The sequence below is a fragment of the Virgibacillus halotolerans genome, from assembly GCF_016908515.1.
Lineage (GTDB): Bacteria > Bacillota > Bacilli > Bacillales > Amphibacillaceae > Virgibacillus_M > Virgibacillus_M halotolerans.
On the sequence record NZ_JAFBEA010000001.1, the window covers coordinates 277,596 to 296,504 of the forward strand.

Annotated in this window: 17 protein-coding genes and 1 other annotated feature; all 17 genes read left to right on the plus strand. The window is 38.3% G+C overall.

The features are described 5' to 3' along the window. Nucleotides 1–7 precede the first annotated feature (7 nt). The 17 genes from yqfD to JOC34_RS01485 all read left to right on the plus strand — a co-directional run bounded on the left by yqfD (nucleotide 8) and on the right by JOC34_RS01485 (nucleotide 18,892). On the plus strand, nucleotides 8–1,255 hold the full coding sequence (gene yqfD, locus JOC34_RS01405; RefSeq protein WP_205134922.1) for a sporulation protein YqfD: 1,248 nt from the start codon (nucleotides 8–10) through the stop codon (nucleotides 1,253–1,255). A gap of 2 nt (nucleotides 1,256–1,257) precedes the next feature. Continuing rightward, nucleotides 1,258–2,235: a PhoH family protein gene (locus JOC34_RS01410; RefSeq protein WP_205134923.1), complete on the plus strand. Its 978-nt coding sequence runs from the start codon at nucleotides 1,258–1,260 to the stop codon at nucleotides 2,233–2,235. Between the two features lie 60 nt (nucleotides 2,236–2,295). After that, on the plus strand, nucleotides 2,296–4,407 hold the full coding sequence (locus JOC34_RS01415) for an HD family phosphohydrolase (RefSeq protein ID WP_239544024.1): 2,112 nt from the start codon (nucleotides 2,296–2,298) through the stop codon (nucleotides 4,405–4,407). Beyond that, on the plus strand, nucleotides 4,407–4,871 hold the full coding sequence (gene ybeY / locus JOC34_RS01420) for an rRNA maturation RNase YbeY (RefSeq protein WP_205134925.1): 465 nt from the start codon (nucleotides 4,407–4,409) through the stop codon (nucleotides 4,869–4,871). Before JOC34_RS01415 ends, ybeY begins: the two co-directional genes overlap by 1 nt. Further along, entirely contained in the window at nucleotides 4,861–5,223 is a 363-nt protein-coding gene (locus tag JOC34_RS01425; protein WP_205134926.1) for a diacylglycerol kinase family protein, read from the plus strand. Before ybeY ends, JOC34_RS01425 begins: the two co-directional genes overlap by 11 nt. Nucleotides 5,224–5,406: 183 nt before the next feature. Then, a complete protein-coding gene (gene era / locus JOC34_RS01430) occupies nucleotides 5,407–6,309 on the plus strand; it encodes a GTPase Era (protein ID WP_205134927.1) in 903 nt (300 codons plus the stop codon). Nucleotides 6,310–6,406: 97 nt separating this feature from the next. Then, complete coding sequence (locus JOC34_RS01435) at nucleotides 6,407–6,553, plus strand: YqzL family protein (protein WP_205134928.1); 147 nt, start codon at nucleotides 6,407–6,409, stop codon at nucleotides 6,551–6,553. Between the two features lie 61 nt (nucleotides 6,554–6,614). After that, nucleotides 6,615–7,358, plus strand: coding sequence for a DNA repair protein RecO (recO, locus tag JOC34_RS01440; RefSeq protein WP_205134929.1), 744 nt, complete (start codon nucleotides 6,615–6,617; stop codon nucleotides 7,356–7,358). 98 nt (nucleotides 7,359–7,456) lie between these two features. Further along, nucleotides 7,457–7,631: a binding site (T-box leader), on the plus strand. Nucleotides 7,632–7,701: 70 nt separating this feature from the next. Then, nucleotides 7,702–8,580 (plus strand): glycine--tRNA ligase subunit alpha, encoded by an 879-nt coding sequence (gene glyQ / locus JOC34_RS01445; protein ID WP_205135901.1) that lies wholly within the window; start codon nucleotides 7,702–7,704, stop codon nucleotides 8,578–8,580. Between the two features lies 1 nt (nucleotide 8,581). Further along, nucleotides 8,582–10,666, plus strand: coding sequence for a glycine--tRNA ligase subunit beta (gene glyS / locus JOC34_RS01450; RefSeq protein WP_205134930.1), 2,085 nt, complete (start codon nucleotides 8,582–8,584; stop codon nucleotides 10,664–10,666). An 88-nt stretch (nucleotides 10,667–10,754) separates the two neighbouring features. Continuing rightward, nucleotides 10,755–11,384, plus strand: coding sequence for a transcriptional regulator CcpN (gene ccpN, locus JOC34_RS01455; protein ID WP_205134931.1), 630 nt, complete (start codon nucleotides 10,755–10,757; stop codon nucleotides 11,382–11,384). Between the two features lie 35 nt (nucleotides 11,385–11,419). Further along, on the plus strand, nucleotides 11,420–12,226 hold the full coding sequence (locus JOC34_RS01460) for a pyruvate, water dikinase regulatory protein (protein ID WP_205134932.1): 807 nt from the start codon (nucleotides 11,420–11,422) through the stop codon (nucleotides 12,224–12,226). A 1,193-nt stretch (nucleotides 12,227–13,419) separates the two neighbouring features. After that, nucleotides 13,420–15,234, plus strand: a complete 1,815-nt coding sequence (gene dnaG / locus JOC34_RS01465; RefSeq protein ID WP_205134933.1) for a DNA primase — start codon at nucleotides 13,420–13,422, stop codon at nucleotides 15,232–15,234. 31 nt (nucleotides 15,235–15,265) lie between these two features. Further along, a complete protein-coding gene (gene rpoD / locus JOC34_RS01470) occupies nucleotides 15,266–16,387 on the plus strand; it encodes an RNA polymerase sigma factor RpoD (protein WP_205134934.1) in 1,122 nt (373 codons plus the stop codon). A gap of 229 nt (nucleotides 16,388–16,616) precedes the next feature. After that, nucleotides 16,617–16,991 (plus strand): cytochrome c550, encoded by a 375-nt coding sequence (cccA, locus tag JOC34_RS01475; RefSeq protein WP_205134935.1) that lies wholly within the window; start codon nucleotides 16,617–16,619, stop codon nucleotides 16,989–16,991. Nucleotides 16,992–17,067: 76 nt separating this feature from the next. Next, on the plus strand, nucleotides 17,068–17,799 hold the full coding sequence (locus JOC34_RS01480) for a tRNA (adenine(22)-N(1))-methyltransferase (RefSeq protein WP_205134936.1): 732 nt from the start codon (nucleotides 17,068–17,070) through the stop codon (nucleotides 17,797–17,799). After that, nucleotides 17,780–18,892: a Nif3-like dinuclear metal center hexameric protein gene (locus JOC34_RS01485; RefSeq protein ID WP_205134937.1), complete on the plus strand. Its 1,113-nt coding sequence runs from the start codon at nucleotides 17,780–17,782 to the stop codon at nucleotides 18,890–18,892. The genes JOC34_RS01480 and JOC34_RS01485 overlap by 20 nt, the downstream gene beginning before the upstream one ends. Nucleotides 18,893–18,909: the final 17 nt, after the last annotated feature.

The following is an 18,909-nucleotide window of genomic DNA, read 5'->3' on the forward strand; positions in this document are numbered from 1 at the left end:
GGAGGAAATGAAGCATATACAGGGAGCTTATTTAAAAGGATATGTTACTGTTCTGGTAAAAGGAAATATGCCAGAACTATTTTTTCAAAAATGTAATGGCAAAGGAATTGCAGTGTGGAATGTAAAAAAGATGGCAGCTGATGCATGTGAAGGAAACATAAAATTAAAAGATATTAAATACATGAAAGCATTAAGAAGAAAAACAAATTATAAATTAAAATTTCTCCATAAGAAGGGTTCGCCGTTTGTACTATCAAATTTGTTAAGAAATAAACAATTGGTGACCGGTTTTTTATTGAGTATGATGCTAATTATTTTTTTATCCAATATTATTTGGGAAGTTAAAATTACTGGTGTCCCTAAAGATATTGAGGAGAAGATAAGCAAACAATTAAATGAGTATGGGATACATTCCGGCTCCTGGATTTTTTCGCTGGATTCGCCAAGCGACATCCAGCAAAAACTGGTCTATGATATTCCGGAACTCCTCTGGGTAGGTGTGGACCAAAAAGGGACAACCTATAACCTGGAAGGCGTAGAAAAAACAATTGTAAAGAAGGAAAAAGTAAAAGGGCCACAAAACCTAGTTGCAACAAAAAAAGGTGTTATTAAAAAAATGTATGTAATAAAGGGCCTTCCAATGGTCCAGATCAACGATTACGTGGAGCCGGGTGATATCTTAGTATCCGGTGTGATTGATGAATCGCTAAAAAGCGATAACAAAGATACCGCACAGGATGATAAGCATCTTGATTATGTTGCTGCAGAAGGAGATATTACAGCGACAACGTGGTACGAAGTTGCTGTCACTGTTCCAATGCATACAAATAAAGAGACATTAACCGGAAATCGGGAGAAGAAATATGATATTCGAATCGGGAAAGTTCGTTTACCTGTATGGGGGTTTGGTACACCGGAATATGCCGCTATTCACCGGGAAACGGATGAAAATCCGATCCGTTTCATAAAGTGGGAGCTACCGATAAGGATTGTTTCCACCACGTTGAGCGAAAAGATGTATAATAAAGAAGAAAGAACAAAAAGAGAGGCCATCATAGCTGGAATGGAGCAGGCTAAACAAGAATTGCAACTGGAATTAGGTCCCGATGCTGTCATTTTATCGGAAAAAGTTTTGCATGAAACGAGTGAGCATGGTAAAGTTAAACTAAACTTATATATGAGTGTAGAGGAAAATATTATACAATCACAACCTATTGAAAGCTCGACAAAAGAACATAAAAATCAAGGAGATTGATTATGTCAGGTAACCTAACTGAAATAGATCTGCAATTAACAAACACGAGTGAAGCATTGGCTTTATTCGGTACAAATGATAAGTATCTGAAACAAATCGAGGCGAAATTGAATGTCTCGATTGTTACAAGAGGAGAAAAGGTTCAAGTATCAGGTTCAGATGATAGTATCGCACATGTACAGGAAGTTCTGTTAACTTTATTGGCAGTAATACGAAAAGGTTTAACTGTTTCGGAGCGTGACGTTGTATATGCCGTTGATTTGGCGGTAGAAGGTAAGATCCAACAATTTGAAGCACTGTTTGAAGATGTCATTACGAAAAATGCGAAAGGAAAATCTATTCGCGTAAAGACACTTGGACAGAAAAAATATATCACAGCAATGAAGGCGAATGATCTTGTGTTTGGCATTGGACCAGCAGGGACTGGTAAGACCTATTTAGCAGTAGTAATGGCTGTTCAAGCATTGAAAAACGGTGATGTAAAGAAAATAATTGTGACACGCCCGGCAGTAGAAGCGGGAGAAAGCTTAGGATTTTTACCAGGGGATTTAAAGGAAAAAGTAGATCCTTATCTCCGCCCATTGTATGACGCGTTACATGATGTTTTAGGTGCAGAGCATACGCAGCGTTTGATTGAACGGGAAACAATTGAAATTGCCCCATTGGCCTATATGCGTGGGAGAACATTGGATGATGCCTATGTCATACTGGATGAAGCGCAAAATACAACGCCTGAACAAATGAAAATGTTCTTGACCCGTTTAGGTTTTGGTTCGAAAATGATCATCACGGGGGATATTACACAAATTGATTTACCTAAAGGGATAAATTCTGGTCTGCAGGTTGTTAGTCACTTACTAACAGATGTGAAAGGTATTTCATTTATATATTTGGATCAAACAGACGTAGTAAGGCACCCACTGGTTCAACGGATTATTGAGGCATATCAAAAGCAGCCTGATCCTGTTAAGAAATGGTAAGACCCCTTAAAAACGGGTCTTATTTCTATATCTAATGCCATAATAGATGGGGTGATGTGTATGAAAGGCTGGAAAAGCAAATGGATCATTATCTTATTTCCTTTAGGTCTTTTAGCTATTTTTCTATTTTTAATCACATTAAATAATGTACATACCGAAACATACGATATAGAACGTTTTAATATTGCTAAAGAAACGATACGATCCCCTGTTACAATTGAAAATGAACAGGAAACTGCACGAAAAACAAGGGAAACCGTACAGGCCGTAGAAGACAGGTTCTCTATTTCAGGCGAAATTACTGCGGAACGCATTGAATATATAGAAGAAATATTTGATGCAGTCTCTACGCTAGAAGAAGAAAATAAAGAGAGAAACAAAAAAACGAAAGATGATAGTGAGCCTGTCCCGTTAACTAACCCTGAAAAAGTACAGCGCCTCAAACAAATCTTATCTGAGGATATTGTTGACGCTATTAATGATCGAACATTAGCACAACTGGTTGAAATGCCGAAAGAGGAGCGTAAAGCTAGTCAGGCCCTTCTTGTAGCATCACTAGAGGCAGTCTTGGACAATGGCGTTCGAACTGAAAACTTGGAAAGTGCTACTGCCAATGTACAAGAGAGTATTAAGTATTCCAAGATAGATGAGAAATTTAAAGAGGTACTTAACGATCTTGGTAAATTTGCTGTAGTTGAAAATTCTTTCTTTGATGCAGATGAAACCGGTGATGCAAGAAAAGAAGCAGCCAGCAGTGTTGAACCTGTGGTGATTAGAGCAGGAGAAGTTATTGTTAGGGAAGGGCATACGATAACAAATGAGATTTATGAGGAACTTAAACGAGTTGGTGTGATGGATAAAGACCGCAATCTTTATCCAGTGATTGGTTTGGCTTTATTTATTCTATTAATCTGTGGTGTAATTACTTTTGAAATGAACAGAATGGCAATCTTAAATAAACTGGATAAAGGTACCCTGACAGCAGTCTTGTTTATTAGTTTCATTGTTGTTACCATCATGAAGATTGTTAGTTTATATACTACTTCAGGAAATGAATTATTTTATATTGTTCCCATTGCGACTGGTGTCTTGCTTGTAAAGCTATTAATCAACGAACGACTGGCGATTATTCTAGCAGGGCTTTATGCCATGCTGGGCAGTATTATTTTTAATGGAGAAATCGCAGGAACATTAAATATGGAAGCGGGAACCTATTTCTTCTTTTCGCAATTGGCAGGTATCTTTTTCTTAATCAATATAAAGGATCGACTAGCTATTTTAAAGTCGGGTATCGGTATGGCGATCGTTAATATGCTAGCTGTATTATTATTCTTATTCCTGTCCTTTGAAAAATATACGTTGGTTGACTTCTTTATTAAATCAGGATTTGGAATCGGTGCTGCTTTTCTTTCTGCGGTTTTAACGATCGGTCTATTGCCATTTTTTGAAGCTGGCTTAGGTATCTTATCCGATATCAAGCTATTACAGTTATCGAGTCCGAATCAACCCTTATTAAAGAAAATTTTGACGGAAGCCCCAGGCACCTATCATCATTCTGTGATGGTAGCAAATTTGAGTGAGACGGCTTGTGATGCGGTTGGTGCAAATGGTTTGCTTGCAAGAGTTGGTTCCTATTATCATGATATAGGGAAAACAGTACGCCCGCATTATTTTATCGAGAATCAAGTCGCGATAAATAACCCACATGATTACATTCCGCCGGGGGAAAGTGCAAAAATTATCATTAATCACCCATATGACGGCGCAGATATGCTGAAAAAGCATAAACTACCGAAAGAGATTATTGACATTGCGAAACAACATCATGGAACAACGTTGCTGAAATATTTTTATTTTAAGGAAAAAGAGGGTAATAATAATGTAAAGGAATCTGATTACCGCTATCCTGGACCAAAACCACAAACAAAGGAGGCGGCAATTATCAGTATTTGTGATTCGGTAGAGGCTGCCATCCGTTCCTTAAAAGAGCCGACAGAAGAAAAAATAGATGAAATTGTATCAGCGATTATTCAGGATCGGGTGTTGGATGGTCAGTTGGATGAAAGTCCTTTGACCTTTGAAGAATTGAAAATTGCACGTCGCACGATTTGTAAAGCACTGAAAGGAATATTCCATTCCAGAATACAGTATCCAACGAAGGAGGAAGCATAATGTTTATTGATTTCCATGATAATACGAAATCTGTACCAACTGATTATGTTGATTTGTTGCAACGATTAATCATTTTCACTGCAAAGAAAGAGGGTGTAACAAAGGAAGCGGAAGTTTCTGTTAATTTTGTAGATGATAAAGAAATACAGGAGTTAAATCGAAACTATCGGCAAAAAGATATGCCTACCGATGTGATATCTTTCGCCTTGCAGGAATCTGTTGAAGGTGAGGTAGATATTATTGGTGAGGATATTCCATTAGCATTAGGTGATATTGTCATTTCTGTTGATAGAGCAAAAGAACAAGCGTTAGATTATGATCATTCCTATGAAAGAGAACTAGCGTTTTTAACCATTCATGGATTTCTTCATTTGCTTGGGTACGATCATATGACAGAAGCGGATGAAACAATCATGTTTGCCAAACAAGAAGCATATTTAGGTGACTTTGGCATTGAAAGGTAAGAAGAAGGGAATTGGGTTATCTTTCGCATGGAATGGTATAGTAGAAGCTTTAAAACAGGAAAGAAACTTTCAGATTCACATTGCCGCAACCGTTTTAGTTGTTGCGGCCGGTATCGTTTTACATTTATCTATGCTGGAATGGATAACGATTATTTTAGTGATTGGCCTGGTGCTTGTTACAGAACTAATTAACAGTGCAATTGAAATGCTGATTGATTATATTAAACCTGAAATTCACCCACAGGCCAAAGTGATTAAAGATATTGCAGCAGGGGCTGTTTTAGTTACTGCAGCTGTTGCTGTAATCGTAGGTATACTTATTTTTATCCCAAAACTATTTCATCTTTTCTAAGAGCCCAACAGTGTTTTGGGCTTTTCTTGTTGCATTTTAGTTATTGATGTCGTAAAGTATCGTGGATTATATGCTATTTTAACGAAATAGATAATCTTTTTAAAGCTTTTGTCGATTATATGAAAGTCGTCTTCATTTGTAGTATTATAAAACTATAAGAAATAACTTCACGGAGGATACAACATGGAAAATCATTATAAATCAGGTTTCATCACGATCATCGGAAGACCCAATGTCGGGAAATCGACCTTTATGAATCAAGTTATTGGGCAAAAGATTGCAATTATGAGTGATAAGGCACAAACAACGAGAAATAAAATACAAGGTGTTTTAACGGAAAAGGATGCACAAATTGTTTTTATTGATACACCTGGTATTCATAAACCCAAACATCGATTAGGTGATTTCATGGTGCAAATCGCTGAGAACACTTTGAATGAAGTCGATGTAGTGTTATTTATGATCGATGCAAAAGAAGGATATGGACGAGGAGATCAATATATTTTGGATCGGCTGCAAAATGTGAAAAAACCAGTCTTTCTTATTATCAATAAGATTGATCTGATTCATCCAGATGATTTATTTCCGTTAATTGATCAGTATAAAGATAAATGTAATTTTGAAGAGATCATTCCTATCTCTGCATTGGCAGGGAACAATGTAGCTCACTTGGTTGACACGTTAAAGCAACATTTGCCGGAAGGTCCACAATACTATCCGGCCGATCAAATAACCGACCATCCGGAACGTTTTATTATAAGTGAGTTCGTCAGAGAGAAAGTGCTGCACTTAACTAAAGAAGAAATACCACATTCCATTGCCGTTGTTTTGGAAAATGTTGAAAAAAGAGAATCAAATGCGGTTTATATTCAGGCAACCATTATTACAGAGAGAAGTTCGCAAAAAGGAATATTAATCGGAAAGCAAGGATCCATGCTGAAAAACATTGGGAAAGAAGCACGCAAAGATATCGAAGGATTATTGGGAACAAAAGTATATTTGGAGCTCTGGGTAAAGGTGAAAAAAGACTGGAGAAACAGGCAAAGTAGCTTGACTGAATACGGTTATAGTAAAGATGAATATTAAAGATGGTAAATTTTTATACTAATTGTTTTTAATGCAAGTGGTCATTCTAAGTAGTGAGTAACATTTTCAAACATGATAAAGAAAGGTGGGGTTTCTTGTGGTCGACATTACCTGGAAAATATTCAGTCAGACGGGAAACATTGAAACCTATTTATTATTAAAAGAGTTAGAAAATGATTTAAATTCAACGGAGCAACAGCAGAATGAACATAAAGATATCTTGTCAATCGAAACAAAATTGTAAACGAATAAACCATAAAAGCACGCGCTTTTCATAGGGGAATGAACGGGAAAGGTGACAGAATGTGCTCGAAAAAATTGATGGATTAATTATTAGAACACAGGACTATGGGGAGTCACATAAATTAGTAACAATCATTAGTAAAAAGCTCGGTAAATTTACTGCGCTCGCAAGGGGAGCTAAGAAGCCTAAAAGCAGAATGGCTGCTGTGACTCAGCCATTCATTTATGCTCGCCTCTTTGTTTATGTTAATAGTGGCTTAAGTACGATTCAGCAAGGGGAAATGATTTATTCCTTTCGTGCGATACGTGAAGACATTATTAAAACAGCATACGCGGCCTATGTGACGGAGCTGACCGATAAACTAATGGAGACTAAGAGCCCCGATGTTTATCTGTTTGATGAGCTGTATCAAACGATGAGTTGGATAAAGGAGCATGAAGATGCGGATATTCCGCTTATGATGTATGAGCTGAAGCTGTTTCACAAAGGAGGATTTGCGCCAACCGTTGATCAGTGTAGTAATTGCGGAAGCAAAGAAACCCCCTTTGCCTTTTCCATTGCAGAGGGCGGGTTCCTATGTAGACGCTGCATGAATCTGGATCCGCAGGCAGTAATGTTGCCAAATGCTGCAGCAAAATTATTAAATATATGTTCCAATGTCGCATTAAGTCAGGTTGGAACCATTTCTGTTAAACCGGAAAATAAAAAACTGCTTCGTGATATATTGGATGCGTATTATGATCAATATGGCGGTTATTATTTAAGGTCAAGAAAGTTTTTAAACCAGTTGGATAAGTTAAGATAGTTATTTTTATCCATCAGCAAATCAGTATAAACTCAATCGACAGTTTTTATTGACAAAGTCTATGGGACAAGGTACTATTTTACATATTGAACAAACATTACGCAGCTATGATGGAGAAGAGTACTTACGAATATTTATTCACAGCGAGTTCGGGAGCGTGGGAGCCGAATAATAGAGTCGTGGGGAATGGCGCTCTTGAGCGATAACGTATAAAGTGGCTCTATTCTGGTAGAGCAAGTAGGGTGGAACCGCGGATTAATACCCGTCCCTATGTCTGTATTCATACATTGAAGCAGGCATAGGGGCGGGTATTTTGTTTTTAAAAATTGGAGGTATCGTAAACGTGAATATCCAGGAAATGATTTTAACATTACAAAAGTATTGGTCTGATCACAATTGTATTATTATGCAGGCGTATGACGTTGAGAAGGGCGCAGGAACCATGTCCCCAATGACATTATTGCGTAGCCTTGGTCCTGAACCGTGGAATGTTGCTTATGTTGAACCATCTAGAAGACCGAATGATGGTCGGTATGGGGAAAACCCAAACCGTTTGTACCAACATCACCAGTTTCAAGTTGTGATGAAGCCATCACCAGACAACATCCAGGATTTGTACTTGGAATCGTTGAAAGTACTTGGCATTGATCCACTGAAACACGACATCCGTTTTGTAGAAGATAATTGGGAAAATCCAACATTAGGCGCAGCTGGTTTGGGTTGGGAGATATGGCTTGATGGTATGGAAATAACGCAATTCACCTATTTTCAACAAATCGGGGGATTGGATGCCAGCCCAGTATCCGTTGAATTAACCTATGGAATAGAACGCTTGGCCTCCTATATTCAGGACAAAGAAAATGTCTTTGATCTGGAATGGACAAACGGTGTAACGGTAAGGGATATATTCTTCCAACCGGAATATGAGCACTCCACTTATACCTTTGAAACATCAAATACAGATATGCTATTTGAATTATTCACGATGTATGAACAAGAGGCTAAAGCGACGATGGAAAAAGGACTAGTGTTTCCCGCGTATGATTATGTATTAAAATGTTCCCACACCTTTAATTTACTGGATGCAAAGGGTGTTATTTCTGTAACGGAAAGAACAGGCTATATTTCCAGGGTACGCCATTTGGCAAGAAATATTGCTAAAGCATATGTTGCAGAGAGAGAACGACTTGGATTTCCTATGCTGAAAAAGGAGGTAAAGTAAGATGACGAAACATGTTCTATTTGAAATCGGATTAGAGGAATTACCAGCAGGATATGTAGATGATGCGGAAACACAACTTGCAGAAAAGACAGCGAAGTGGCTGAAAGACTTGCGTATTTCTTATGAAACAATTACTTCCTATTCAACACCAAGGCGACTAGCCGTTTTAATTCAGGGTATGGCTGAGGAACAGACAACAATTGAAGAAGAGGCGAAAGGACCGGCTGTAAAAATAGCAAAAGACAGTGAAGGAAATTGGACTAAGGCAGCTATTGGCTTTACAAAAGGACAAGGTAAAACCGTTGACGATATTTATACGAAGGAAATCAAAGATACAACTTATATTTTTGTAAAAAAACATATCGAGGGTCAACAAACTGCTGAGCTCTTACCCGAGTTTCAAGCAATTATTGAGTCGATAACATTTGCGAAAAACATGCATTGGGGGGAAGAAACGCTGAGGTATGCTCGGCCGATCAGGTGGCTTGTGGCGATGTATGGTGAAGAAATAATTCCGTTTGAAATCGCACATGTACAAACAAGTAATATTACCTATGGTCACCGCTTTTTGGGAGAAAAAATTGTACTGGAGGATCCGACAGACTACGAGCACCAATTAAAGAAAAACTTCGTCATTGCAGATGCAAAAGAACGGGAGCAATTAATTATTGATGGCATTCATCGTTTGGAAGCGGAAAAGAATGTTCATATTCCAGTCGATGCTGCGTTATTAAATGAAGTCCGTAACTTAGTCGAGTATCCCACTGTATTCATCGGAGCATTTGAAGCTAAGTTCTTGAAGCTACCTTCAGAAGTTTTAATTATTTCGATGAAGGAGCATCAACGTTATTTCCCTGTGGAAGCCGCAGATGGTGAGTTATTACCGCATTTTGTCGGTGTCCGTAATGGGGATGATTATGCAATTGAACACGTGATTAAAGGCAATGAAAAAGTGCTTTATGCACGATTATCCGATGGTCAATTTTTCTATGAAGAAGATCAAAAGCATCCAATTGATTACTACTTGGAAAAACTGGATCGGGTCGTGTTTCAGGAGAAATTAGGGACCATCAGTGATAAACTGGATCGGGTTGTTCATCTTACGAGAAAATTAGCAGTACATTTGAATTTGGATGAAGCAACAACAAAGCTGGCATTAAGAGCCGCAGCAATCAGTAAATTTGACCTGGTGACAAATATGGTAAATGAATTTACCGAACTGCAAGGGGTTATTGGAGAGAAATATGCAAGCATCCTTGGAGAGAATCCAGCGGTTTCAAAAGCAATCCGCGAGCATTATATGCCGGTTCAATCGAATGGTCAGCTGCCGGAATCTCTGATAGGATCGATCGTAAGTATTGCGGATAAATTAGATACCATTGTCGGTTGTATTGCTGTTGGATTAACACCGACAGGATCACAGGACCCCTATGCATTAAGACGCCAGGCTGCTGGCGTATTAAAAATTATGGAGGGTAACCATTGGGATATTTCTTTAGAGACATTATTAAAGGATACTCAAGCCATCTATCGGACAAGTGATGTTGAACAAGAGGATCCAGAGGCTGTTGCAAATAAATTGCATGGATTTTTCCAGTTACGCGCGACCTATTTGCTAAAAGAATGGCAGATTGAACAAGATGTCATTCAAGCAGTGCTTAACAAAGTAATTGGTGTGTTTGAGTATACTTTAGCGAAAGCGAAGGTACTGTCGTCCAAGCGGAATGATGACCAGTTTAAATCTGTACAGGAAGCCTTGGTTCGCATTTTAAATTTATCAAGTAAAGCGGAAACGGCAGAAGTAGATCCCACAAAATTTGTGACCGACTCGGAAGCAGCATTATTTCGCGCCTATGAAGCGGTACAAGAGAAATATCATTCGTTAAATCAGGATAAGCAAGCATCTGAGGCCTTGGCGTGCCTAGGAGAACTGGCTGATCCGATTCATCAGTTCTTTGATAACAATATGGTGATGGCAGATGATGAACAGCTTAGAAATAACCGACTGGCATTAGTAAAAAATATTTCTTTATTAATTAACGACTATGCCGATTTAACAGTCATTGAATGGAAACAACATTTCTAATCTGTATAACCCTGTTTTCCTTTTTGCACTAAGTCAGCTATAATATTACGAAAGTAGTATGACATAAATGCCCTTAGGTGGTGTGAAGATGGAGTTATCGAATAGACAAGAACAAATTATTGAAATAGTAAAGGGAAATGGACCGATTACCGGTGAGCATATTGCGGATCGCCTCCATTTAACGCGAGCTACATTACGGCCAGATTTAGCGATTTTAACGATGGCTGGTTTTCTTGATGCAAGACCTCGTGTTGGCTATTTTTTCACAGGCAAGACCGGATTTGAATTGCTGACAGAGAATATAAAAAAAATGGAAGTCCATGATTACCAGCATGTTCCGGTGGTTGTAAAGGAAGATGTTTCTGTATATGATGCGATATCAACAATGTTCTTAGAGGATGTTGGCACATTGTTTGTTGTGGACGATCATGCTTGTTTAATTGGCGTATTATCACGCAAGGATTTATTACGAGCAAGTATTGGCCAACAGGATTTAAATGCTGTACCTGTTCATATTATTATGACAAGAATGCCGAATATTACGGTGTGCAGAAAAGAAGACGCATTGATTGAAGTTGCCCAGAAGCTCATCAACAAGCAGATTGATGGTGTACCAGTAGTAAAGGATACTGAGCATGGTCTGGAAGTTGTCGGGCGGATCACCAAAACAACGATAACAAAGGTATTTGTTGAGTTAGTCATGGAAGATCATGTATAGCAGGGGATAATTAGAAAAGGGGAAGGGGCTTACATATGGGAGCAAAACCGATTGTTTATGTTTTATCAGATTCTGTTGGGGAGACTGCTGAATTGGTGATTAAAGCAGGATTAAGTCAATTTAATAATGGGGAGTTTAAAATTCATCGCATCCCTTATATTGAAGATAAAGCAACTATTGAAGAAGCGGTACAGTTAGCGAAAGAAAATAATGGAATAATCGGCTTTACTTTAGTAGATCCGGAACTGCGCAATTACACAAATGAACGCGCCGGTCAATTGCATATCGAAGCAATTGATATTATGGGGCCCATGATGTTGGCAATGGAAAAGGTATTTGAAAGTTCTCCAAGACTGGAGCCTGGTCTGGTTCACAAGTTGGATGAGGATTATTTTAAACGTGTTGAAGCAATAGAATTTGCGGTAAAATACGATGATGGACGAGATTCACGAGGTATTTCCAGGGCAGATATTGTATTAATCGGAGTATCTCGTACGTCGAAAACACCTTTATCTCAATATCTGGCCCATAAAAGAATTAAAGTGGCGAATGTTCCTATCGTTCCAGAAGTTGATCCACCAGAGGAATTGTTTGGTGTAGATCCATCTAAATGTATTGGCCTCAGAATCAGCCCGGAGAAATTAAATGATATTCGAAAAGAACGATTAAAAGCACTTGGACTCGGTGATCAAGCAACATATGCCAATATCAAACGCATTCATCAGGAACTGGAATACTTTAATAAAATTGTGGATAGAATTGGTTGCGAAGTGATTAATGTTTCCAACAAAGCAGTTGAAGAAACCGCCAATATTATTTTACAAACGATTAGAAGTCATTAAAAGATGCAGCATGAAATATAATTATATACTCAACTTTCGCAGAGTAAAATTGACAAATAAACCTTGATAGAATTAGGTAAGATGATAATACAACTGCTCAAGTTGACTTTCGATAGAGCCTTTTCGTTAATTTTGACGCTTTTATTACAGCATTTATATAAACTGCGTCATAAGAGCATGTTGATTTCCCAAGAGGTGTGTTATTCGCCGTCCGGAATCGATCCGGGCGGATGCTTTCCGCGGGCACGGCCTCAGCCACCTCGAGAAAACCACTCTCGGGGGTCTTCGGACACGTGCTGGGACTGCGATTACTCGTCCCACCGAAAATCTTTGTTCCCGCTGGAGTCACCGCCCTTCTTTCATCCGGACTGGTAATGCTTATTTAGGGTAGGTACTTTGTCATTTCATCCAGCCAAAGCATGCTTTTATTGGCAAACATTATACTTAGCAGCCCATATACACGAAGACTCCAGCGGGAGGAAAGGCATCGGTGAGACCCCGCAGTGCTTAAGCACAAGGAGGCTCAGCAGCCGCCCGCGGAAAGCGGAGTGTATATGGGGCTGCGGACGACTAAGAAACTTGTTTCATTGTCAGCGTTAAGATCTAACAAAGACAGAATTTATGTCGCAAATTATCCCTTCTTGTGTAAAAAACAACCTTTTATTTTACAAGGTTGTCAAGGGAATTATTAGAAACACTCTAGGTTTAACTTGTCTAACTCTTTAAACGTTTTTTTGATGCGAAAGTTGAGTTATATAGAAAAACATTCTTCGGAAATTTTGTTGAATGTTTTTTCTGCTGTTGGGAAAAAGTAAACAATTTAATAGCATTTTATGTGTATCTGTATTATAATTGTTCTTTGTGTAAAGATATATAATAAGTAGACAGGCATATAATAATAAAAAATATGTACAATAAAGAAGGAATTTAATAGGATTGTGTAGAAATAGATAATAAAGGTATTTTAAATACTATTTTATACGCTTTTTCTGTTCTGTACATTATAGGGTTTATATGTCAACATCATGAGGTACAATGGTATGTAAATAGCTCAAGATCATTAGAACGAGAAAGTGTATGGTCCTTCAGTAGAGTGATAGTGGATAAGGGGGATGTTTTTCGTTTTAGTAAAAATGTCGAATCTTGAAGGATTTTCTTAAGTTATCTCGAATATAAGTTAGCATGGTGATTATATGGCCAATCAGATACCTGAAGAGGTAATAGAAGAGATTCGTAAAGCAAATGATGTAGTAGATGTCATTGGCGAGTATGTACAGTTAAAGAAACAAGGAAAAAATTATTTCGGATTGTGTCCATTTCATGGCGAAAAGACGCCATCATTTTCCGTCACACAGGAAAAACAGATTTTTCATTGCTTTGGTTGTCAAAAAGGTGGCAATGTTGTGACGTTTTTAATGGAAATGGAAAACTTTTCATTTTACGAAGCATTAAAGCACCTTGCCGATAGGGCTGGCGTACAGTTACCGGAGCAGGAATACCGAAAAGAATCTTCACTATCGGGAGAAAATCAGAGCATCCTATCCGCTTATGAATGGCTTACGAAACTTTATCATCATTTGCTCAAGTTTACGAAGGATGGTAAAGCAGGCTACAACTATTTTAAGGAACGAGGTATTAATGAAGAAGCCGTTGATGCATTTCAACTGGGATTTGCACCGAATGTAAAAGACTTCACTGCAGAATTCCTTGAAAAAAAAGGATTTCATCAGCAATTACTTATAAAAGCTGGTTTGCTTTCCTTACAGGATGATCATAGTGTAACAGATCGTTTTCGGGGAAGAGTCATATTTCCGATTCGCAATCATTTAGGAAAGACGATCGGTTTTGGTGGCAGGGCCATCATGGAACAAGAACCAAAGTATTTAAACAGCTCTGAAAGTGAATTATTTCAAAAGGGAAAACTGCTATATAACTTTGATTTAGCAAAAAGGCATATTCGCAAACAAAATGAAGTCATTTTATTTGAAGGATATATGGATGTAATATCTGCATACCAAGCCGGGTTTAAAAATGTTATTGCAACGATGGGAACAGCCTTGACTGAAAATCAAGCTAAATTATTAAGGCGTTATGTGGATACTGTTATCTTATGTTATGACTCTGATAATGCTGGGCTTGAAGGAACTTATAAGGCCGCAGAACTACTGCGCAAAACCGGTTGCCAGGTCAAAGTTACCAACATGGAAAACGGTATGGACCCGGACGATTTCATTAAACAGTTTGGTGCGGAAGCATTCGACAATCAAGTGATTAAAGCAAGTGACACCTATATGGGATTTTATATGCGGTACTTGAAAAAAGATTACCATTTAAATCTTGAAGGGGATCGCATAGAATATGTAGAAAATGTATTAAAACAATTGGCAATGATTGATTCACCGATTGAACGGGAATATTATTTAAAAGAGCTCAGTAATGAATATAGTATTTCTTTAGATACATTAAAAGATGAATTAAACAATAATCGTCAAGAGGCAGGAATTCATAAGGATAAGAGAGAAAAGAACAGATATACTAATAGGGGATCAAGTTTTACCAAACAAAGAAAATTACTACCAGCTTTTCATAATGCTGAAAGACAGCTTATTTCATATATGTTGCAAGACGTGAACATTACTGATAAAGTGCAGGAGGAAATTGGAGCTGCCTTTAATGTGGATGAGCATAAAATAATTGCAACACATTTATATGCCTTTTATGAAGCAGGTCATCCGGCTGATGTTAGTTTGTTTATTGAAAAACTATCAGACCAACGAGTCAAGCAGTTGGTTGCTGAAATTGCAATGGCACCTGTACTCGAAGATATCAGCGATCAAGTAATTCATGATTATATTAGAATTATTCGTGCTGAAATGAGCGATAAAGTAAGTGTTAAATCGCTTAAAGAGGCACAAAAGTTAGCAGAGCAACAGAACGATCCAATTAAAGCTGCGCAAATTGCGATGCAGATCATAGAAATACGGAAACAATGGGAACAGTCAAATTAAATCTTTACGTAGTCTGGAAGGAGGGGGACTCATGGCCGAAAACAAATCTTCACAAACAAAAGATAACGAGCAGGAGTTAACACTGGAACAAGCAAAGGATCAACTACTTGAAATGGGAAAGAAACGCGGTGTGTTGGCGTATGAAGAGGTAGCGGATCGCCTGTCGAATTTTGTGATTGAATCAGATCAAATGGATGAGTTTTATGAGTACCTAGGAGAACAAGGTGTCGAAATTATTGGTGAATCTGAAGATGATCCAAACATGCAACAAATTGCAAAAGAGGAAGAAGTAAATCTTAAGGATCTGAGTGTACCACTAGGTATTAAAATTAATGACCCAGTGCGTATGTATCTGAAAGAAATCGGTCGGGTTGATTTATTATCCGCTGCAGAAGAAATTGAGCTTGCAACCCGTATTGAAAAAGGTGATGAAGAGGCGAAACGGCGTCTTGCAGAAGCGAACCTCCGTCTTGTGGTTAGTATTGCTAAACGATATGTCGGAAGGGGCATGCTGTTTTTAGATCTGATTCAAGAAGGAAATATGGGCTTAATCAAAGCGGTTGAAAAGTTTGACCACCGAAAAGGGTTTAAATTCAGTACGTATGCAACATGGTGGATACGCCAAGCAATTACACGTGCAATCGCTGACCAGGCCAGAACCATTCGGATTCCGGTGCATATGGTTGAAACAATCAATAAGCTAATTCGTGTTCAACGTCAACAATTGCAGGATTTAGGCAGGGAACCAACTCCTGAAGAAATTGGGGAAGAAATGGAGCTGTCACCTGATAAAGTTCGCGATATTCTTAAAATCGCACAAGAGCCTGTCTCGTTGGAAACGCCTATTGGTGAGGAAGATGATTCCCATCTTGGTGACTTCATTGAAGACAATGAAGCAGTATCTCCATCTGATCATGCTGCATATGAGCTACTGAAAGAACAATTGGAGGACGTACTGGATACACTGACAGACAGAGAAGAGAATGTACTACGGTTACGTTTTGGACTTGATGATGGACGTACACGGACATTGGAAGAGGTAGGAAAAGTTTTTGGTGTAACAAGAGAAAGAATCAGACAAATAGAAGCGAAAGCGTTACGTAAATTAAGACACCCAAGCCGCAGCAAACGATTAAAAGACTTTTTGGATTGATATGTTTAGTCATTGGGCACAAGCGGTGTGTGCAATGACTTTTCTATTATGTTTATTCTATAGAAGCCATGATAAAAAAACGCTTCTCGTAACAATTTTTTCATATATTAAAGGAATTTTACTATTTTTTATAAAGTTTCACATATTATGCCTTTAAACTATTTGGATTATCGAGTAAAATATATATAGTCTTTCATTAATGGTTGGGATTACATAAGGAGGAAGCGTAATGAAAAAGAACCCGGTTATCCCTTTTGCAATTATTGCTGTTATTGGGGTACTTCTGGTAATTGTTATATCTGCTGTTGGCATAGGACAGCGAAATGATATAGCTGATGAAGGGAACGACGAAGCTACAGAAGAAGAATCACAAGATGGAGAAACTTCAGATGATCCTGAAGAAATCTTTGAAAGTAATTGTGCAAGCTGTCATGGTGCTGATTTATCAGGGGGAGCAGGTCCTGATTTAACCAAAGTAGGCAGCGATCATTCTGAAGAAGAAATCCATGATATCGCTGTAAACGGAACAGGATCTATGCCTCCAGGAATGGCAACAGATGAAGAAGCCGAAGTTTTAGCGAAATGGCTTTCTGAAAAGAAGTAATAAAAAACATATTTCATGGATAAAAGCTTTCTGATATAATGCAGAAAGCTTTTTCTCTTCATATAAGGAGTTAATAATGTTAAAAAAATTACCACTTTCTGATCGGTTACAACTAGTAGCGTCTTATCTTAGTGCAGGGACAATTTTTGCAGATATTGGTTCTGATCACGCTTATCTGCCATGTTATGTTTGCTCACGTGATAAAACGGCTAAAGCAATCGCAGGGGAATTAAATGAAGGACCGTTTATGCGGGCACAGGAAACTGTTCAATATTATGGATTGACAGAGAAGATTGATGTTCGTTTGGGGAATGGCTTACAAGTAATAAATAATGAAGATAAAGTGAAAGAGGTCGTTATTGCAGGCATGGGGGGCGCTTTGATTAAAACGATTTTGCAGGACGGACAGGAAAAACTAGCTTCCGTCCATCGTATTATCACACAGCCCAATGTGGATGCAAGAAGTGTGCGTCAGTGGCTTTTAGAAAATAGATTTACGATTATAAGCGAGACGATTATAGAGGATCATGGGCATATCTATGAAATTATCGTTGCAGATAAGGGATCAGAGATGAATCCATATGATGAAACTGTGCTTGAGCAGCAATTATTATTCGGTCCACTTTTGTTGAAAAATAGAACACCAGTATTTCAACAAAAATGGCAGGCGGAATATGAAAAACGCAGTCTTATTATTGAACAAATGAAATCTGCAAAACAACAAAACGAAGAAAAATTAACACAATTCGAGAAAGAGTTAGCTTGGATGAAGGAGGTATTGCAGTATAATGACGCATTTAACAAATAATGCTATATTTAACATCATGGAGCAATGGGCACCTAAAAGCTTAGCCTATGAATGGGATAATGTCGGACTGCAAATCGGTTCTTATAATAAGCCGGTAAAAAAGGTGATGATCACTTTGGATGTGCTTGAACCGGTTGTTGATGAAGCAATCGAAAATCATGTTGATTTGATTATCGCGCATCATCCACTTTTATTCAAATCCATCAAACAGATTAATACAGATACACCTGCAGGTCGCGTGATGGAAAAACTAATCAAACATGATATTACTGTTTACGCGGCGCACACGAATCTAGATGCAGCAGAAGGCGGCGTCAATGACATGCTCTGTGATCGTCTGGGAGTGGATGACAGGGAGGTACTCGTTGATACCGATACAGAACGGCTGTACAAACTAGCTGTATATGTTCCGACGACGCATTTGGATACGGTTCGTGATGCGTTAAGTGGGCAGGGTGCTGGCCATATTGGGAATTATAGTCATTGTACTTTTCAAACACCAGGACAAGGAACATTTAAACCACTTGCAGGAACCGATCCTTTTATTGGGTTTCAGGATGAAATAGCATTCGTGGATGAAGTGAAAATAGAAACAATTGTACAAGAACAAAAGCTCTCATCCGTAATTAACGCCATTATTCAAGCACATCCATATGAAGAGGTTGCTTATGATATTTTCCCATTGAAAAATGCTGGTAAAAACATTGGAATTGGCAGGATAGGAACATTAACCCCAGCGATGAATGTGGAGGAGCTTTCGGCGCATGTAAAAGCCGTGATGAATATTTCTCATGTAAGGGTAATTGGAGATATAACAAAAAAGGTGAACAAAGTTGCAATCCTAGGCGGAAGTGGTGAAAAGTACATTCACACAGCCAAGCAAAAAGGTGCAGATGTTTATATTACCGGTGATATGACATTTCATGTAGCCCAGGATGCATGGGTTAGTGGTATACCGGTGATTGATGCTGGCCACTATATTGAAGAGGTCATGAAGCATTCAACGAAAAATCACTTAGATGATGAACTACAGGATGATGCGGTTGAAATTATCGTATCAAAGGTGAATACTGATCCTTTTCAAATGTTATAAAGTACGAAATTAATGAA